Here is a 14,786-nt window from a genome sequence, read left to right as displayed (position 1 = left end):
GAAATCGCTTTCTGGTTACTTGATGAAGATTCTCGGCCAATACCGGCGCGGGAGCAGGATCTTGATCATCTTTGCCACGTGCCGCATCATGGGGATGCGTACGACGTGGTGGAGGGCGGGCTCCGGCGGCTTGCGGTGCAGGCCCTCGCTCGGCCGCCGCCGCTGGGACGGCACGGCCGGCGCCTCCCGCGAGTAGCCGAAGTCACGCGGATGGCCGCGGTGGTGGCCGGACTGCCCCGACTGCTGGTGCGGGCCGCTGAAGGAGCCGCTGTGCTGCCCGCTGTGTGGCCCGCTGTGCGGGCTGCTGTGCCGCAGCTGACCGCTCTGGCCGAACTGTCCATACTGTCCGGACTGCCCGTGCGGGCCGTACAGGTCGTACCGCCCGGAGGTGTACGGGTCGTACGACTGGGGCTGGACGTACTCCGCGGGCCGATGCGGCTGGCCGTACGGCCCCTGCTGGCGGTGGGGCCCGGAGTCGCGGTCACGCGGGGTCACCTTGGGTGTGGGCCGCGAGTCGGCCCGGTGCTGTCCCCGCTGGCTGCGCTGCGGCGGCTTGCGGGGTTCGGGAGCGGTGGGCTGCGGGGCGGTGGGCGGCGGCGTGGGCCGGCCGGCCCGGAACGGGGACCCGAACGGGTCCTCGGCCATTCCTCCGGCCGCGATCCTGGACAGCGCGTGGGCCGCGCGGACGCCGTCGAGCCTGGCCGCGGGGTCGATCTGGAGCAGGCCGCGAAGGACCGGGGCGAGCGGCCCCGCCTTGTCCATGGGGATCGGAGCGCCGCTGGTCAGCGCCGCGAGCGCGGCCGCCGCCGTACGGCGGCCGTGCAGGCCGCGGCCCTCGACCGCGGTGTAGAGGGTGGCGCCGAGCGACCACAGGTCGGCCGCCGGGCTCGCCTTGTCGCCGAGGACGCGTTCCGGGGCGATGTAGCCCGCGGAGCCGAGGACGATCCCGGCCTGGGTGATGGAGGCGTCGCCCTCCAGGGCGGCCAGCCCGAAGTCGGTCAGCACCGCCCGGTCGTCGTCGGTCACCAGCACGTTGCTGGGCTTCACGTCCCGGTGCAGGATGCCCTTGGCGTGGACGGCGCGCAGCGCGCCGAGCACCTGCCTGCCGAAGTCGGCCACCCGGCGCGGCGGCAGCGGGCCCTCCTGGCGGATCAGCTCCTCCAGCGACCGCGCCCTGAGCAGCTCCATCACGATCCAGGGACGGTCGTCCTCGGTGATGACGTCGAAGACCGTGATGACCGAGGGGTGGGCGACCATGGCGGTCGCCCGGCCCTCGCGTTCGGTGCGCGCGCACAGCTCCGCCCGCAGCTCCTCGTCGAGGACCAGCGGGAGCCGCACCTCCTTGACAGCAACCTCACGGTCGAGCAGCTCGTCACGCGCGCGCCACACAGTGCCCATCCCGCCGCGCCCGACCGGCTCGATCAGCCGATAGCGCGCGGCTAACAGGTATCCGGACGGCGCACGCATGGGTGGCAGCTTACCGATTTGTGCAGTGCGACCTGTAGAGACCATGCCGGGAAATTGTTGAGATCTTCTGTCAAAGATCCTGACAACCTCCCTGCAGATCAGCGCCGCCCGATGGTAAGGACGGGACCGGTCGTGTCGGCGAAGAAGTCGTTGCCCTTGTCGTCGACCACGATGAAGGCGGGGAAATCCACGACCTCGATTTTCCAGACCGCCTCCATGCCCAGCTCCGGATATTCCAGGACCTCCACCTTCTTGATGCAGTCCTGGGCCAGCCGGGCGGCCGGGCCGCCGATCGAGCCGAGGTAGAAGCCGCCGTGCTTCTGGCACGCCTCGGTGACCTGCTTGGACCGGTTGCCCTTGGCCAGCATCACCATCGAGCCGCCCGCCGCCTGGAAGCGCTCGACGTACGAGTCCATCCGCCCGGCGGTGGTGGGGCCGAAGGAGCCGGACGCGTAGCCCTCGGGGGTCTTGGCCGGGCCGGCGTAGTAGACGGCGTGGTCCTTCATGTACTGCGGCATGTCCTCGCCGGCGTCGAGCCGTTCGGCGATCTTCGCGTGGGCGATGTCGCGGGCCACGACGAGGGGGCCGGTGAGCGACAGCCGGGTCTTCACCGGATACTTGCTCAGCTCGGCGAGGATCTCCGGCATCGGGCGGTTGAGGTCGACGCTGACCACGTCGCCGCCGAGGTGCTCGTCGGTGGTGTCGGGCAGGAAACGGGCGGGGTCGGTCTCCAGCTGTTCGAGGAAGACGCCCTCCGGTGTGATCTTCGCCAGCGCCTGCCGGTCCGCGCTGCAGCTCACCGCGATGGCGACCGGGCAGGACGCGCCGTGCCTGGGCAGCCGGATGACGCGCACGTCGTGGCAGAAGTACTTGCCGCCGAACTGCGCGCCGATGCCCAGCTTCTGGGTCAGCTCGAAGACCTTCTTCTCCATCTCCAGGTCGCGGAAGCCGTGCCCGCTCGGCGAGCCCTCCGTGGGGATGGAGTCGAGGTAGCGGGCCGAGGCGTACTTCGCCGTCTTCAGGGCGTACTCCGCGCTGGTGCCGCCCACGACGATCGCCAGGTGGTACGGCGGGCAGGCGGCGGTGCCGAGCGAGCGGATCTTCTCCTCCAGGAAGGCGAGCATCCGCTTCTCGTTGAGCACCGCCTTGGTCTCCTGGTAGAGGAACGACTTGTTGGCCGAGCCGCCGCCCTTGGCCATGAACAGGAACTTGTACTCGTCCGGGTGGCCGTTCGGGTCCTCGGCGTACAACTCGATCTGGGCCGGCAGGTTGGAGCCGGTGTTCTTCTCGTCCCACATCGTCAGCGGCGCCATCTGCGAGTAGCGCAGGTTGAGCCTGGTGTAGGCGTCGTAGACGCCCCGGCTGAGGTGCTCGGCGTCGTTCCCGTCGGTCAGCACGTGCCGGCCGCGCTTGCCCATGATGATCGCGGTGCCGGTGTCCTGACACATCGGCAGCACGCCGCCGGCCGAGATGCTCGCGTTCTTGAGCAGGTCGAGGGCGACGAAGCGGTCGTTGCCGCTCGACTCGGGGTCATCGACGATCTTGCGGAGCTGGGCCAGGTGGGATGCCCGCAGGTAGTGCGAGATGTCGTGGATCGCGGTCTCGGTGAGCAGCCGCAGCGCCTCCGGCTCGACCTCCAGGAACCTGCGCCCGGCGGCCTCGGTGACCCGCACCCCCTCGCTGGTGATCAGGCGGTACTCCGTCTCGTCCGGTCCAAGCGGGAGCAGGTCGGTGTAGTCGAACTCCGGCATCGTCCTCGGTTCCTCGTGGTCTGCCTGGTCGGGCGCGCCCGCCGTGCGGACCGCCCATGGTCTTTGCACAGCGTACGGCGCGCGGGCGGCGGTCATCATGTCCGGGCTATGAGTAGGTTTTGAACAACTTCACACTGAATATTCGGCCACAAAGCGGGATAATTGAGACATGGGACAATAGGGGGGAGGGGTCATGAACGCCGAAGTATGGGTCATGGTCATCTTCGCGATCGGCATTCTCGTGGCCCTGGCGGTGTCGCTGCTCACGCTCGTGCTGCGGCAGGTCAAGGACGGCGACATCACCTGGTGGTCCCCTCCCGGGAGGCGAGTGACGCCGCGCGAGGAGCCTCGGCCGGCCGAGCAGCCTGCCGAGCACTCTGAGGAGCGGGCAGGCGAGGTGAGGGCGAGCGGAGCCCGAGGGCGATCCCGCTGATCACGAGGGCCGCTCCCGCGAGGTCGGCCACGGAGGGGACGGCGATCCCCAGAAGGGCGGCCGTGGCGAGCGCGCCGACGGGGATCATCCCGGCGAACAGCCCGGCCCGGTCCGCGCCCAGGTGGGGCAGTGAGCGGTACCACAGGAAGAACGCCACGGTCGTCACCACCAGGGCGAGGTAGGCGAGGCCGCCGGCCTCCGCGGCGGTCGGCACGCGCAGCACGTGACGACCGTCCAAGGCGAGACCGGCGACCAGCAGGAACGGCACCGCCAGCGCGGACGTCCAGGCCGACAGCCTGAGGGGGCCGATCAGCGGCAGCAGCGGCAGGGCCAGCAGCGAGAAGCAGAGCTCGCAGACCAGGGCGCCCAGGGACCACAGCAGTCCGGCCAGGTTGCCGCTGCCGGCGCCGGTCGCCAGCGAGGCTCCGGCGACCACCACCAGACCCGCGGCCACGACGCGCGGGGACGGCCGGGCCCCCGTGAAGACGGGGCCCACGAGGGCGAGCGCCAGCGGCACGGTGCCGAGGACGATGCCGGGCAGCGCGGGCCCGGCCGCACGGGTCGCCTCGACCACGCAGATGTTGAACAGCACGAGCCCCGTCAGCGACAGCGCGGCGAGCAGCGCCCATTGCCGCGGCCGGAGCCGCACGAGGCCGAGGCCGCGCCCCCGGGCGACGGCGAGCAGGATCACGGCGGCGAGGGCGTAGCGGAGCGCCTGACCCCCGTAGACCGGATAGTCCGCGATAACGCCGGAGACCGCCGCCAACGTCCCCACGAGGAACATCGCACCCGCCGCTCCGGCCACATGAGTGTTCATGTCAGGTGATGCTAGGGACGGCTTGGTCCTGGTTCATGGTCCAATCACCGGCCATTAGAGTGGGCCAATGGCCGATCTTCATCTCGTGGTCGACAGGGCCGCGGGCGGGCTCGCCGGGCAGATCGCCCGCGAGGTGCGCGAGGCCGTCCGGTCCGGGCGGCTCGTCCCCGGAGTCCGTCTGCCTGCCACCCGTGACCTCGCCCGCGATCTCGGCCTGTCGCGCGGCGTCGTGGTCGAGGCGTACGAGCAGCTGGTGGCCGAGGGAGTCCTCGAATCCAGAACGGGCGCGGGCACCAGGGTCGCGGCGGGTGCCGCGCGGCAGCCCGCCCCCGGGAGCCCCGGGGACGAGCGGGAGAGCTGCTGGCCCCACTACGGCCATCGGCCCACGTCGCCGGACCTCGGCCTCTTTCCCCGGCAGGCATGGCTCGCCGCCGTCCGTCACGTCCTGGCCACGCTGCCCAACGACGCGCTCGACTACGGCGACCCGGGCGGTGTGCCGGCCCTGCGCCGCGAACTCGCCGCGTACCTCGGCAGGGTGCGCGCGGCCGACGTGTCACCGGACGACGTCGTGGTCGTGACCGGGGTGGCTCAGGGGCTCAGCCTCGTCGTCCAGGCCCTGGTGCGGGACCGGGGCCGCCGCATCGTCCTGGCCGTCGAGGACCCGACGAGCGCGCGTCAGCTTCCGCTGCTCCGGCGCGCCGGGGCGGACATCGTCCCCGTGCCCGTCGACGGCGAGGGGATCATCGTCGGGGCCCTGCCGGCCGACGCCGACGCCGTGGTGGTCACTCCCGCGCACCAGTACCCGACCGGCGTCGTCCTGTCCCCGGCCCGCCGCGCCGCGCTGGTCGACTGGGCGGCCCGCACGGGCGCCCTCGTGCTCGAGGACGACTACGACGCGGAGTTCCGCTTCGACCGCGACCCCGTCGGGTGCCTGCAGGGTCTCGCGCCCGACCGGGTCGTGCTCGCCGGCAGCGTGAGCAAGGCCCTCGCCCCGGGGCTGCGGCTCGGCTGGATCGCGGCGCCCCCGCGCGTCGCCCGTGCCGTACGGCTCGCGCGCGGGGAGTTCGACCTCGGCTCGCCGGTCATCGACCAGTACGTGCTCGCCCACCTCATCGACGGCGGGGCGTACGACCGGCACCTGCGCCGGATGCGCCGGGAGTACCGGCGGCGCAGGGACGCCCTCGTCGACGCCCTGGCCGAGCACCTGCCGTGGATCACCGTGCGCGGCATCTCGGCCGGGCTGCACCTGTACGCCGAGGTGAACGGCGGGATGGACGGCGGGATGGACGGCGGGGACGACCCGCCCGGCCTGGCCGAGGCCGCCCGCGCCGCGGGCCTGTCCGCGGAGGTCGTGACGCCGGCCCACGGATCGCCGGGGCTGGTGCTCGGCTTCGCCCGCCTGCCCGCCCACCGTGTCGCCGAGGCCGTACGCGCCCTGGCGGGGAACGCCGGGGGGGATGTCAGGGGGTGACGACGGTGGTCGCGGTGGCCGGGTCGGCCGTACGCGGCTGGAAGCCGCGCGCGAGCAGGATGATCGCGGCGGCGAGGACGAGCGGCGCGGCGAAGGCGACGCGGAAGCCGGAGGCGTCGGCGAGGCCGCCGACGAGCGCGGCTCCGACGATGAACCCCACGTAGTTGAACATGTTGACCCGGGCGATCGCCACGCCGGTGCCCGCGGGGTCGAGGCGGCCGGCCGCGGAGAACGACTGCGGGGCGACGACGGACAGGCCGATCCCGGTGAGGGCGAAGCCCGCGATCGCCAGCGGCACCGTCGGGGCCGCCACGATCGCGACGAAGCCCAGCGTCGCGACGGCGCCCCCGGCGCGCACGATGGCCGCCGGGCCCCACCTGCGCACCGCGAAGTCGCCGCCGACGCGCACCAGGAACGTGGTGAGCTGGTAGGCCCCGAGGGCCAGCGGGATCACGGTCGCCGAGGCGTGCAGGACCTTGTCCATGAAGACGGTGCCGAAGTTGGAGACCGACGAGTCGCCGACGTAGAGGAACGCCATCGCGAGGCAGAGAGGGATGATCGGGCGCCACGCGACCCCGGCCGACCTGCCGGCGCCCGCGCTCGCGCCCGCGTCCTCGGCCCGGAGCGCGGCTGCGCGGTGCTCCTCCTCCGGCCGGTAGAGCCGGAGCGAGGAGAGGACGGCGACGGCGGCGGCCGGGACGAGGACGATCGTGAACGTGGCGGGCAGGCCGAGGCCGAGCGTGGCCGCCGCGGAGGCCCACAGCGACCCGATGACCGCCGCCACGCTCCACAGCGCGTGGAACCCGGTGAGCACCGCCCGGCCGTACTCGCGTTCGACCGCGACGCCCTGCATGTTCATGCCCGCGTCCACCCCGCCCAGGCCGAGGCCGAACAGGACGTTGGCCGCCACCAGCATGGGGACGTTCGGGGCGAGGCCCGCGAGCACGACGGCGGCGCAGGCGAGCGGCTGCACCAGACGAAGGATCAGGCGGCTGCCCCACCGCGACGCGGCGGCGCCGGCGAGCGCGCTCCCGGCTCCCGCGATGAGCGGGACGACGAGGAGCAGGATGGTCAGCTCGCCGTCCGACAGGCCGTGCTTCTTCTGCAGCGCCGCGACCTGGGTGAGCAGCGTGGCGAAGGTGAGGCCCTGAACGAAGAACACCGCGAACGTGGCGAGCCGCGCCTGCCGGTCGCGAGAAGCCGGCGCCGTGTCCGCTGCCGGCGCCGTGTCCTCCACTGGCATCGCGGGCCTCCAGGAACATGAGGGGGGTTCAAGTTTTCGCCAGCGTAGGAGCCGCCACCCGCCCGGTCAATGGGGTGAGCGGGTCAGGACCGGCCGCCGGCTTCGCGTGCGGCCATCCAGGCGGCGATCTGGGCCCGGGAGGCGAAACCGAGTTTGTCCAGGATGTGCTCGACGTGGCCCTCCACCGTGCGCTGCGAGATGACGAGGGTGGAGGCGATCTCCTTGTTGCTCCGTCCCTGGGCGATCAGCTCGGCGATCTCCTGCTCACGCCGGGTGAGCGGGGACGGCTCGGCCGCCGGGACCGCCGCCGTGGGGCGGCTCGGCGGCGTGGGCTCGGCCTCCGCGACCGTCTCGTCCGCGCGAGCGGGCTCGCCCTTGGCCCGCTCGCCGAGCGCCTCCTCGATCGCCTCGTCCGGCGTCATCCGGCGGCCCCGGCGCAGCTCCCGATGGAGAGCCTTGTCGCCCATCCTGCTCCGGAGCGTGTCCAGGCAGCTCTCGCGGAACTCGGCGAGCCGCTTGACCCTGGTCGGGGCCAGGCCCATCGTGCGTCCGATCTCCTCGACGGCTCCCAGGAGCCGCGCGGCGTCCGCGTGACGGCCTTTCCTCGTGAGGAGCCAGGAGAGCGTCTGCAGGTTCGTCGCGGCGTTCAGCCGGTCGCCGAAGTCGCGGCCAAGAACCAGTCCCTCGCGCGCCAGCGCGGTCGCCCGCTCGTCGTCGCCGCACTGCCACAGGTGGATCGCGAAGATCGCCAGGGCCCAGGCCCGGCCGGCTCTCTCCCCGTGGCTCCTGGTCAGCTCGATGCTCCGCTCGAAAAGTTCCGTCGCGCGTTCGCGGTCGCCGAGGTGGCCCACCGTCGCCCCCAGCGTGGTCAGGGATATCAGCATCCCGCTCTTGTCACCGGCGGCCTCCTGTTCGGCGAGGGCCAGGCTCAGCAGCTCCGCACAGCTCGGGTAGTCACCCCTGTAGTGCGCCGCCAATCCGGCGACCAGGGACGCGTGCGCCAGGATCTCCGGATCGCCCAGTTCCTCGGCCAGCGCCCGGCCCTCGTCGAGAAGGGGCAGGCCCGCCGCCGCGTCCCCTTGTGTGAGCGCCATGAAGGCGTCGGACAGCAGAGCGCGGGCACGCAGCGGGGTGCGCTCCGGCACCGCCGCCAGCGCCCGGTCGAGCCAGTGGCGACCCTCGCCGTAGAAGGCGTTCGCTATCCAGTAGGGCTCGGTCAGCAGGGTCGCCATGCGCAGCCCGGTCTCCGCCTCGCCGGGTTCCTGCAGGCAGAAGTCCATCGCCGCCCGCATGTTGGCCTGCTCCAGGTTGAACCGGCGACACCAGGTGATCTGATGCGGGCCGAACCACTCGCGCGCGGCCCGCTCGACCAGCCGGAGGTAGTGGTCCCGATTCCGCAGCAGCAGCGCGCGCCGTTCGACGGATCCGGTGAGCTGCCGCCGGCCGAACTCGCGCAGGGTGTCGAGCATGCGGTAGCGGACCGTGCCCGAGTGCTCCTCGCGCAGCAGCAGCGACTTGTCCAGCAGCGCGTCGAGCAGGTCGAGCACGTCGTCCCGTTCGATGCCGCCGTCGGTGCACACCGCTTCGACGGCGTCCAGGTCGAAGTGAGAGGGGAAGATCGACAACCGGGTCCACAGCGTCCGTTCGGCGCCGGGCAGCAACTGGAAGCTCCAGTCGACCAGCGCGTGCAGGGTCTGCTGACGCGGCACCGCCGTACTGCTGCCCCCGGTGAGCAGGCGGTAGCGGTCGCGCAGGCGCTCGACGAGCGCGCTCACCGACAGGGCCCGCAGCCGCACGGCGGCGAGTTCGATGGCCAGGGGGATGCCGTCGAGCTGGCGGCACAGCTCGGCCACGGCCGCCTGGTTGTCCTCGGTGACGGTGAAGCCGGGCAGGACCGCCGCCGCCCGTTCCGTCAGCAGGCTGATCCCGTCGTACAACTCCAGCGACCTGCGGCTGAGCGGCCGGTCCGGCTCCGGGACGGGCAGCGGCGAGATCTTCATCTGGTGCTCGCCCGTGATGCCGAGCGACTGCCGGCTCGTCGCGAGGATGCGCAGCTCGGGAGCCGCGCGCAGGAGCCGGTCGGCGAGCACGGCACAGGCGTCGCGCAGGTGCTCGCAGTTGTCCAGCACGAGCAGGGTCCGCTGCGAGGACAGCACGTGCTCCAGCCCGTCCACCGGGCAGGCCGCCGACTCGTCCCGCACGCCCATGGTCGCCGCCACGGTCTCCGCCACGAGCGCGGGATCGGTGACGGTGCTGAGGTCCACCAGCCAGACGCTGTCGAAGGCGCGGCGCTGCTCGGCGGCCGCCCGCAGGGCCAGCCGGGTCTTGCCGACTCCGCCCACGCCCGTGAGGGTCACCAGGCGCGACACCGAAAGCAGCCGCCTGATCTCCGCCAGCTCACGCCTCCGGCCGACGAAACTCGTCAAGTCGGCCGGAAGGTTGCCGACCTGCCGTGTCACCGCCCCCGCGACCACCTCCTCACGCTAAGCGGCCACGAAGTCCCTGGTCAATTCGGGTTAGACGTCTGGGGCCGCGTCGCGTGGTGACCGGCGCGCCTGGACCGCTTACTCTCGATGGTGTGAGCAGCAGCGAGTCCTCAGCCGTGAAGTGGATCTCCGCCTTCCTCTCGCCGCGCACCCCGGACACGCCCGACCCCTCCCTGCTGCGGGCGTCCGACGCCGATCGGGAGCGCATCGTCGCGGTGCTCGCGGACGCCGTCACCGACGGGCGGCTCACGCCGCTGGAGCACGAGGAACGGGTGGAGCGCGTCTGGGCCGCGCGGACCATCGGCGAGCTGGCCGAGCTGACCGTGGATCTGCTGCCGCCGGAGAGCCAGCCTTTCCGGGTGGACAGCCGTCCCGTCACGGCCTTCTTCCGTACGGAGACCCGCGGCGGCCGGTGGGTCGTGCCCTCCGAGGTGCCGGTGACGTCCCTGGGCGGCACGGTCACGATGGACCTGTGCGAGGCGCTGCTCCAGTCGCGGCACGTGGTGGTGCAGCTCGCCGTCATGGCCGGCACGGTCAACCTGACGGTCCCCGAGGGCGTGCGGATCGTGACCGCCCCGGACGCCCGCGTCCGGTCACTCAGGAACGAGGTGCGGCTCCCGCCGGGCGCGACCGGCTTCGCGCCGGACGCGCCCGTGATCGAGCTCGCCGGGTTCGTCTTCGGCGGCAAGGTCGTCGCCCGCTCGCCGAAGCGCCCCCGCCGCCGCCTGTTCGGCCGTTGAGGTCCTACACGGCCGTGTCGAAGTTGATGGCGCTGTAGGCGCCGAGCTTCCAGAGCTGGTGCTCGCTCTCGATCTTGCGGATCGTGCCCGACCGTCCCCGCATGACGAGGGAGTGCGTGACCGCCGCCCCGCCCTGGAACCGCACGCCGTGCATCAGTTCGCCGTCGGTGATGCCGGTCGCGGCGAAGAACACGTCGTCGGAGCGTACGAGGTCGTCGGTGGTGAGCACCTGGTCGAGGTCGAGCCCGGCGTCGAGGGCCTTGCGGCGCTCCTCCTCGTCGCGCGGCCACAGCTTGCCCTGGATGACGCCGCCCATGCACTTGAGCGCGCAGGCGGCGACGATGCCCTCGGGCGTGCCGCCGATGCCGAGCATCAGGTCGACACCGGTGCCGTTGCGCGCCGCCATGATCGCGCCGGCCACGTCGCCGTCGGTGATGAAACGGATCCGGGCGCCGGTCTCCCGGATCTCCTTGACGATCCGCTCGTGCCGGGGCCGGTCGAGGATCACCACGGTGACGTCGGACGGCTTGGCGCCCTTGGCCCGCGCCACGGCGCGGATGTTGTCGGCCACCGGGGCGTCGATGTCCACATGATCGGCCGCCTGCGGGCCCGTGACGAGCTTCTCCATGTAGAAGACCGCGGACGGGTCGTACATCGAGCCGCGCTCGCTGACCGCGATCACGGAGATCGCGTTGTTCATGCCGAGCGCGCACAGCCGGGTGCCGTCGATCGGGTCCACGGCCACGTCGCACTCGGGGCCGGTCCCGTCGCCGACCTCCTCGCCGTTGTACAGCATCGGGGCGTTGTCCTTCTCGCCCTCGCCGATCACCACGACGCCCTTCATCGAGACCGTGTTGATCAGTTGGCGCATGGCGTTCACGGCGGCGCCGTCCGCCCCGTTCTTGTCGCCGCGTCCCACCCAGCGCGCGGCCGCCATCGCCGCCGCCTCGGTCACCCTGACCAGTTCCAGAGCCAGGTTGCGGTCGGGTGCGCGTTCCCCCGTCGCCAGAGCGGCCGGTACGTGATCAGCCATTGATCCCCTTTTAGGTAGGTGCCCTTCTAGCGATCGTAGTTCGCGAAGCCGTTCTTGTCCGATTGGTCTGAACCTGTTGGGCCAGGTAGGAGGCCATTTGCGAGCGCGGACCCCCGGAACGGACGGGTCGGAGATATCGTCGCCGCATGAGCGGCGACACCGAACGACCAGTGACGATGCGTACGTCGGAGCGCGGCGCGGCGACCCGGGGAGCTCTCCTGGACGCCGCGAAGGAGACGTTCATCACGAGCGGCTTCGCCGAGGCGGGCGTCACCGACGTCGTGGCCAGGGCCGGCGCCAGCGTCGGCAGCCTCTACCACCACTTCTCCGGCAAGGCCGATCTCTACCTGACGCTGTTCGAGGAGTTCCAGAAGCGGCAGACCCAGCGCACCCGGCAGGCCGTGCAGGAGGCCCGGACGGCCGGGGAGACCGACCCGATGCCCCAGTTCCTCGCCGCCGCGCGGGCCTACCTGGAGGGCTGCCTCGCCGAGCGCGATCTCGCCGCGCTCTTCCTGCGCGGCGACGCCCCGCCCGGGTTCGAGGTCATCATGCGCGACCGCCTCCGGCAGTGGGCCAGGCGCACCGCGGCGCTGTTCGAGCACGAGGACGCCCTGGTCGTCGTCGTCACCGGCGCCCTGGCGGCCGTCGTGCAGGAGGTCACGCTGTCCGACGACCCGGAACAGGCCCGGAAGATGGCCGAGGACGCTCTTCGCATCATCGGCGTTATCCGGCACCCCTGACGGCCGGTACGGCCACCACCCGCTCCACCGACTAATCTCGCATTACGTGGGACGATTCACCCAGGGCTTCTACGGCTACGCGTTCGCGCTCTTCGTCTGCCTCGCCGCCGTCGGGGCGTTCCTGCTCATCACGCCGCAGAGCCGCACCGAGCACATCCCGCGGGTGGACTTCTCGATCGACCGGGTCAACGCGGCGCGCACGGCGCCGTACGAGGTCGTCGCCCCGAGCCAGGTGCTGCCCAACTGGGTGCCCAACAGCTCGTCGCTGACCCAGAAGAACGGCGCCGTGACGTGGCGGCTGGGGTTCGCGACCGCCAAGCGGCAGCACGCCATGCTCGCCCAGAGCGACGAGAGGCCGTCCGCGGACTTCGTCAACCGCATGGCCAACACCGACAAGCCCGGCGGGAGCCGCCAGATCGACGGCGTGACCTGGGAGGAGCGGGTCCGCCAGGACAAGAACCAGCGGACGCTGGTCCGCGTCTTCCCCGATCACGCGGTGGTCGTCACCGGAACGGCCGACTGGGACGAGCTGACCGCCCTCGCCCGGACCCTCACGCCGCAGCCCAAGCCCTCTCCGGTGCCGTCATCGGGCTGAGCCCGGATCCCGGCTGACCGTGGCCAGCAGGTGCGCGACCAGGGGGCTCAGATCGTCCTCGCGCCAGCCGACGGCGACCCGGGTGCGCGCGTTCGGTTCGACCGTGCGGAAGGCGACGCCCTTGAGCCGGATGCGCCGGATGCTCGCCGGGGCCAGGGAGACGCCCAGGCCGGTCTCCACGAGGGCGCACACGGTCTGCCACTCCACCGCCCGCTGGGCGACCAAAGGTGTGAAACCCGCCACCTCACACAGGCCGGTGATCTGGTCGTGGAGCCGCGGGCCGGCCGCGCGGGGCAGGAGCACGAAGGGCTCGTCCGCCAGCCGCGCGAGCCGTACGGTCCGCAGGGCGGCCAGCGGGTGGGCGGACGGCAGCACGGCCACGAAGGGCTCGGTGAGCACCGTCCTGAAGGCGAGTCCCGCCTCATCGGTGGGAGGTTCGCGCAGCAGACCGGCGTCGATGGTCTTGTCGCGCAGGGCGGCGATCTGCGGGGCGGTGGTCATCTCGCGGATGTCCAGGCGGACGCCGGGGAAACGCTCCCGGAACGCGCGCAGCAGACCGGGCAGGACGGTCAGGGCGAGGGAGGCGGCGAAGCCGATCCGCAGGCTCCCGGCCCGGCCGCTGCCGACGGCCCGGGCGGCGGCCAGCCCGTCGGCGAGATCGGTGAGGGCGTGCCGGGCGGCGGGCAGCAGTTCGCGACCCGCCGCGGTCAGGGCGACACGTCCCGGTTCGCGGGTGAACAGCGCGTGGCCCACCTTGTCCTCCAGGCGGCGGATCTGCTGGCTGAGCGGCGGCTGGGCGATGCCCAGGCGGGCCGCGGCGTGGCCGAAGTGCAGTTCCTCCGCGAGCACGACGAAGGCGTGCAACTGCGCAAGGGGGAGTTCGGGGCGCTCCATACGCACAGAGATATCAGCCCATGCCTGAGGATGTATTAGACGTATCGACGGCCGTCGCCCTAGCGTTCGGCGCATGACGGAGCGACGCGTGATCCTCGGCGGCTCGACGTTCGAGGAGCAGATCGGCTATGCCCGGGCCGTGGTGGACGGTGACCGGGTGCACGTTTCCGGGACGACCGGTTTCGACTACACCACCATGACGATCTCCGAGAACGTGGTGGAGCAGGCAGAACAGTGCCTGCGCAACATCGGGGCCGCGCTGGCCGAGGCGGGGTGCGGCTTCGGCGACGTGGTGCGGGTGCGCTACCTGCTGCCCGACCGGGCCGACTTCGAGCCCTGCTGGCCCGTCCTGCGCCGCCGCTTCGGCGACGTGCGGCCGGCCGCCACCATGATGGAGTGCGGTCTGGCCGACCCCCGCATGAAGATCGAGATCGAGGTCGACGCGCGGCGGCCCGGCGTCTGACGGCCCGTGCCGTCACGCCGGACGTACGCTCACGTCCGCGGATCACAGCCGTGGACGATGACCTCGACCATGTTCAGGACGACGTCCCTGCTGACGTGCTCCGGCGGCGCGCTGACCAAGGTGAACAGCGCACCCCCGTAGAGCGCGATCATGGCGGGGATCTTCTCGCGTGGAATGTCGAGGCCGAGCTCGTCGTGGTGGCCGGCGGTGACCAGCGACGCCTTGTCCTGCAGGCTCGCGAGAGCCGCGGCGAGCACCGGCCGGCGCGCGGCCTCCAGTTGCAGTTCGAAGATCGCCCGATAGCGGGTACGCAGCGTGGTCGCCGCGGTGAGCAGCGATTCCGTCAGCAGGTCGACCAGCGTCGCGGGCTGCTTGACGGCCTGGCCGGTGTCCGCGTGATGCAGCTCGGCGATCCGCTCCGCGGCCGCCACCAGCAGCGCTTCCCGGCTGCGGAAGTAGTTGGAAGCCGTTCCCGGCGGGACGTCCGCCGCCTTCTCCACCGCCCGGTGCGTCAGGCCGTGCACACCCGATGACGCCAGCAGTTCGATGGCGGCATCGGTCAGGGCGTGGCGACGGGCCGGATTAGTGGGCGGCATGGGCAGATGCTACCAATAGCCGTACTAGTACGACCGTAGTGAATGAGCGGGAGGTCC

13 protein-coding genes are annotated in these 14,786 nt (G+C 72.0%); 5 read left to right on the top strand and 8 right to left on the bottom strand.

The genetic code is table 11. The features are described from left to right. Positions 1-15 precede the first annotated feature (15 nt). The 3 genes from FLW16_RS33810 to FLW16_RS33800 form a co-directional block, all read right to left on the bottom strand. Complete coding sequence (locus FLW16_RS33810; protein ID WP_142564356.1) at positions 16-1,467, bottom strand: serine/threonine-protein kinase; 1,452 nt, start codon at positions 1,465-1,467, stop codon at positions 16-18. 98 nt (positions 1,468-1,565) lie between these two features. Next, on the bottom strand, positions 1,566-3,218 hold the full coding sequence (locus FLW16_RS33805; RefSeq protein ID WP_142564354.1) for a fumarate hydratase: 1,653 nt from the start codon (positions 3,216-3,218) through the stop codon (positions 1,566-1,568). Between the two features lie 299 nt (positions 3,219-3,517). Continuing rightward, positions 3,518-4,468 (bottom strand): DMT family transporter, encoded by a 951-nt coding sequence (locus FLW16_RS33800; protein ID WP_142564352.1) that lies wholly within the window; start codon positions 4,466-4,468, stop codon positions 3,518-3,520. A gap of 67 nt (positions 4,469-4,535) precedes the next feature. Between FLW16_RS33800 and FLW16_RS33795 the strand changes: the two genes are divergently transcribed. Next, complete coding sequence (locus tag FLW16_RS33795) at positions 4,536-5,939, top strand: PLP-dependent aminotransferase family protein (protein WP_142564350.1); 1,404 nt, start codon at positions 4,536-4,538, stop codon at positions 5,937-5,939. Here FLW16_RS33795 and FLW16_RS33790 read toward each other — a convergent pair. Both FLW16_RS33790 and FLW16_RS33785 read right to left on the bottom strand, forming a co-directional pair. After that, positions 5,929-7,182 (bottom strand): MFS transporter, encoded by a 1,254-nt coding sequence (locus FLW16_RS33790; protein ID WP_142564348.1) that lies wholly within the window; start codon positions 7,180-7,182, stop codon positions 5,929-5,931. The two genes, FLW16_RS33795 and FLW16_RS33790, sit on opposite strands and share 11 nt — an antisense overlap. 83 nt (positions 7,183-7,265) lie before the next feature. Beyond that, positions 7,266-9,656 carry a LuxR C-terminal-related transcriptional regulator gene (locus tag FLW16_RS33785; RefSeq protein WP_185949711.1) on the bottom strand — a complete coding sequence of 797 codons (2,391 nt, stop codon included), beginning with the start codon at positions 9,654-9,656 and terminating at the stop codon, positions 7,266-7,268. Positions 9,657-9,760: 104 nt separating this feature from the next. On the opposite strand from FLW16_RS33785, the gene FLW16_RS33780 reads away from it, so the two are divergent. Further along, entirely contained in the window at positions 9,761-10,408 is a 648-nt protein-coding gene (locus tag FLW16_RS33780) for a DUF1707 domain-containing protein (RefSeq protein WP_260615862.1), read from the top strand. A gap of 4 nt (positions 10,409-10,412) precedes the next feature. On the opposite strand, the gene glpX is transcribed toward FLW16_RS33780, so the two are convergent. Then, positions 10,413-11,441, bottom strand: coding sequence for a class II fructose-bisphosphatase (gene glpX, locus FLW16_RS33775; protein ID WP_142564344.1), 1,029 nt, complete (start codon positions 11,439-11,441; stop codon positions 10,413-10,415). Between the two features lie 146 nt (positions 11,442-11,587). Between glpX and FLW16_RS33770 the strand changes: the two genes are divergently transcribed. Then, a complete protein-coding gene (locus tag FLW16_RS33770) occupies positions 11,588-12,181 on the top strand; it encodes a TetR/AcrR family transcriptional regulator (RefSeq protein WP_142564342.1) in 594 nt (197 codons plus the stop codon). 46 nt (positions 12,182-12,227) lie between these two features. Further along, positions 12,228-12,776, top strand: a complete 549-nt coding sequence (locus FLW16_RS33765; protein ID WP_142564340.1) for a DUF4245 domain-containing protein — start codon at positions 12,228-12,230, stop codon at positions 12,774-12,776. Here the strand turns inward: FLW16_RS33765 and FLW16_RS33760 are convergent. After that, a complete protein-coding gene (locus tag FLW16_RS33760) occupies positions 12,765-13,670 on the bottom strand; it encodes a LysR family transcriptional regulator (RefSeq protein WP_142564338.1) in 906 nt (301 codons plus the stop codon). The two genes, FLW16_RS33765 and FLW16_RS33760, sit on opposite strands and share 12 nt — an antisense overlap. Positions 13,671-13,743: 73 nt before the next feature. Here FLW16_RS33760 and FLW16_RS33755 point away from each other — a divergent pair, with 73 nt between their 5' ends. Further along, on the top strand, positions 13,744-14,133 hold the full coding sequence (locus tag FLW16_RS33755) for a RidA family protein (protein WP_142564336.1): 390 nt from the start codon (positions 13,744-13,746) through the stop codon (positions 14,131-14,133). Between the two features lie 29 nt (positions 14,134-14,162). Here the strand turns inward: FLW16_RS33755 and FLW16_RS33750 are convergent, their stop codons facing one another. After that, positions 14,163-14,729: a TetR/AcrR family transcriptional regulator gene (locus FLW16_RS33750; protein ID WP_142564334.1), complete on the bottom strand. Its 567-nt coding sequence runs from the start codon at positions 14,727-14,729 to the stop codon at positions 14,163-14,165. Positions 14,730-14,786: the final 57 nt, after the last annotated feature.

Origin of the sequence: Microbispora sp. KK1-11 (genome assembly GCF_006874435.1) — a bacterium.
Lineage (GTDB): Bacteria > Actinomycetota > Actinomycetes > Streptosporangiales > Streptosporangiaceae > Microbispora > Microbispora catharanthi.
The sequence above is the reverse complement of the archived record's forward strand: the minus strand, read 5'-3'. Positions and strand labels throughout refer to the sequence as shown.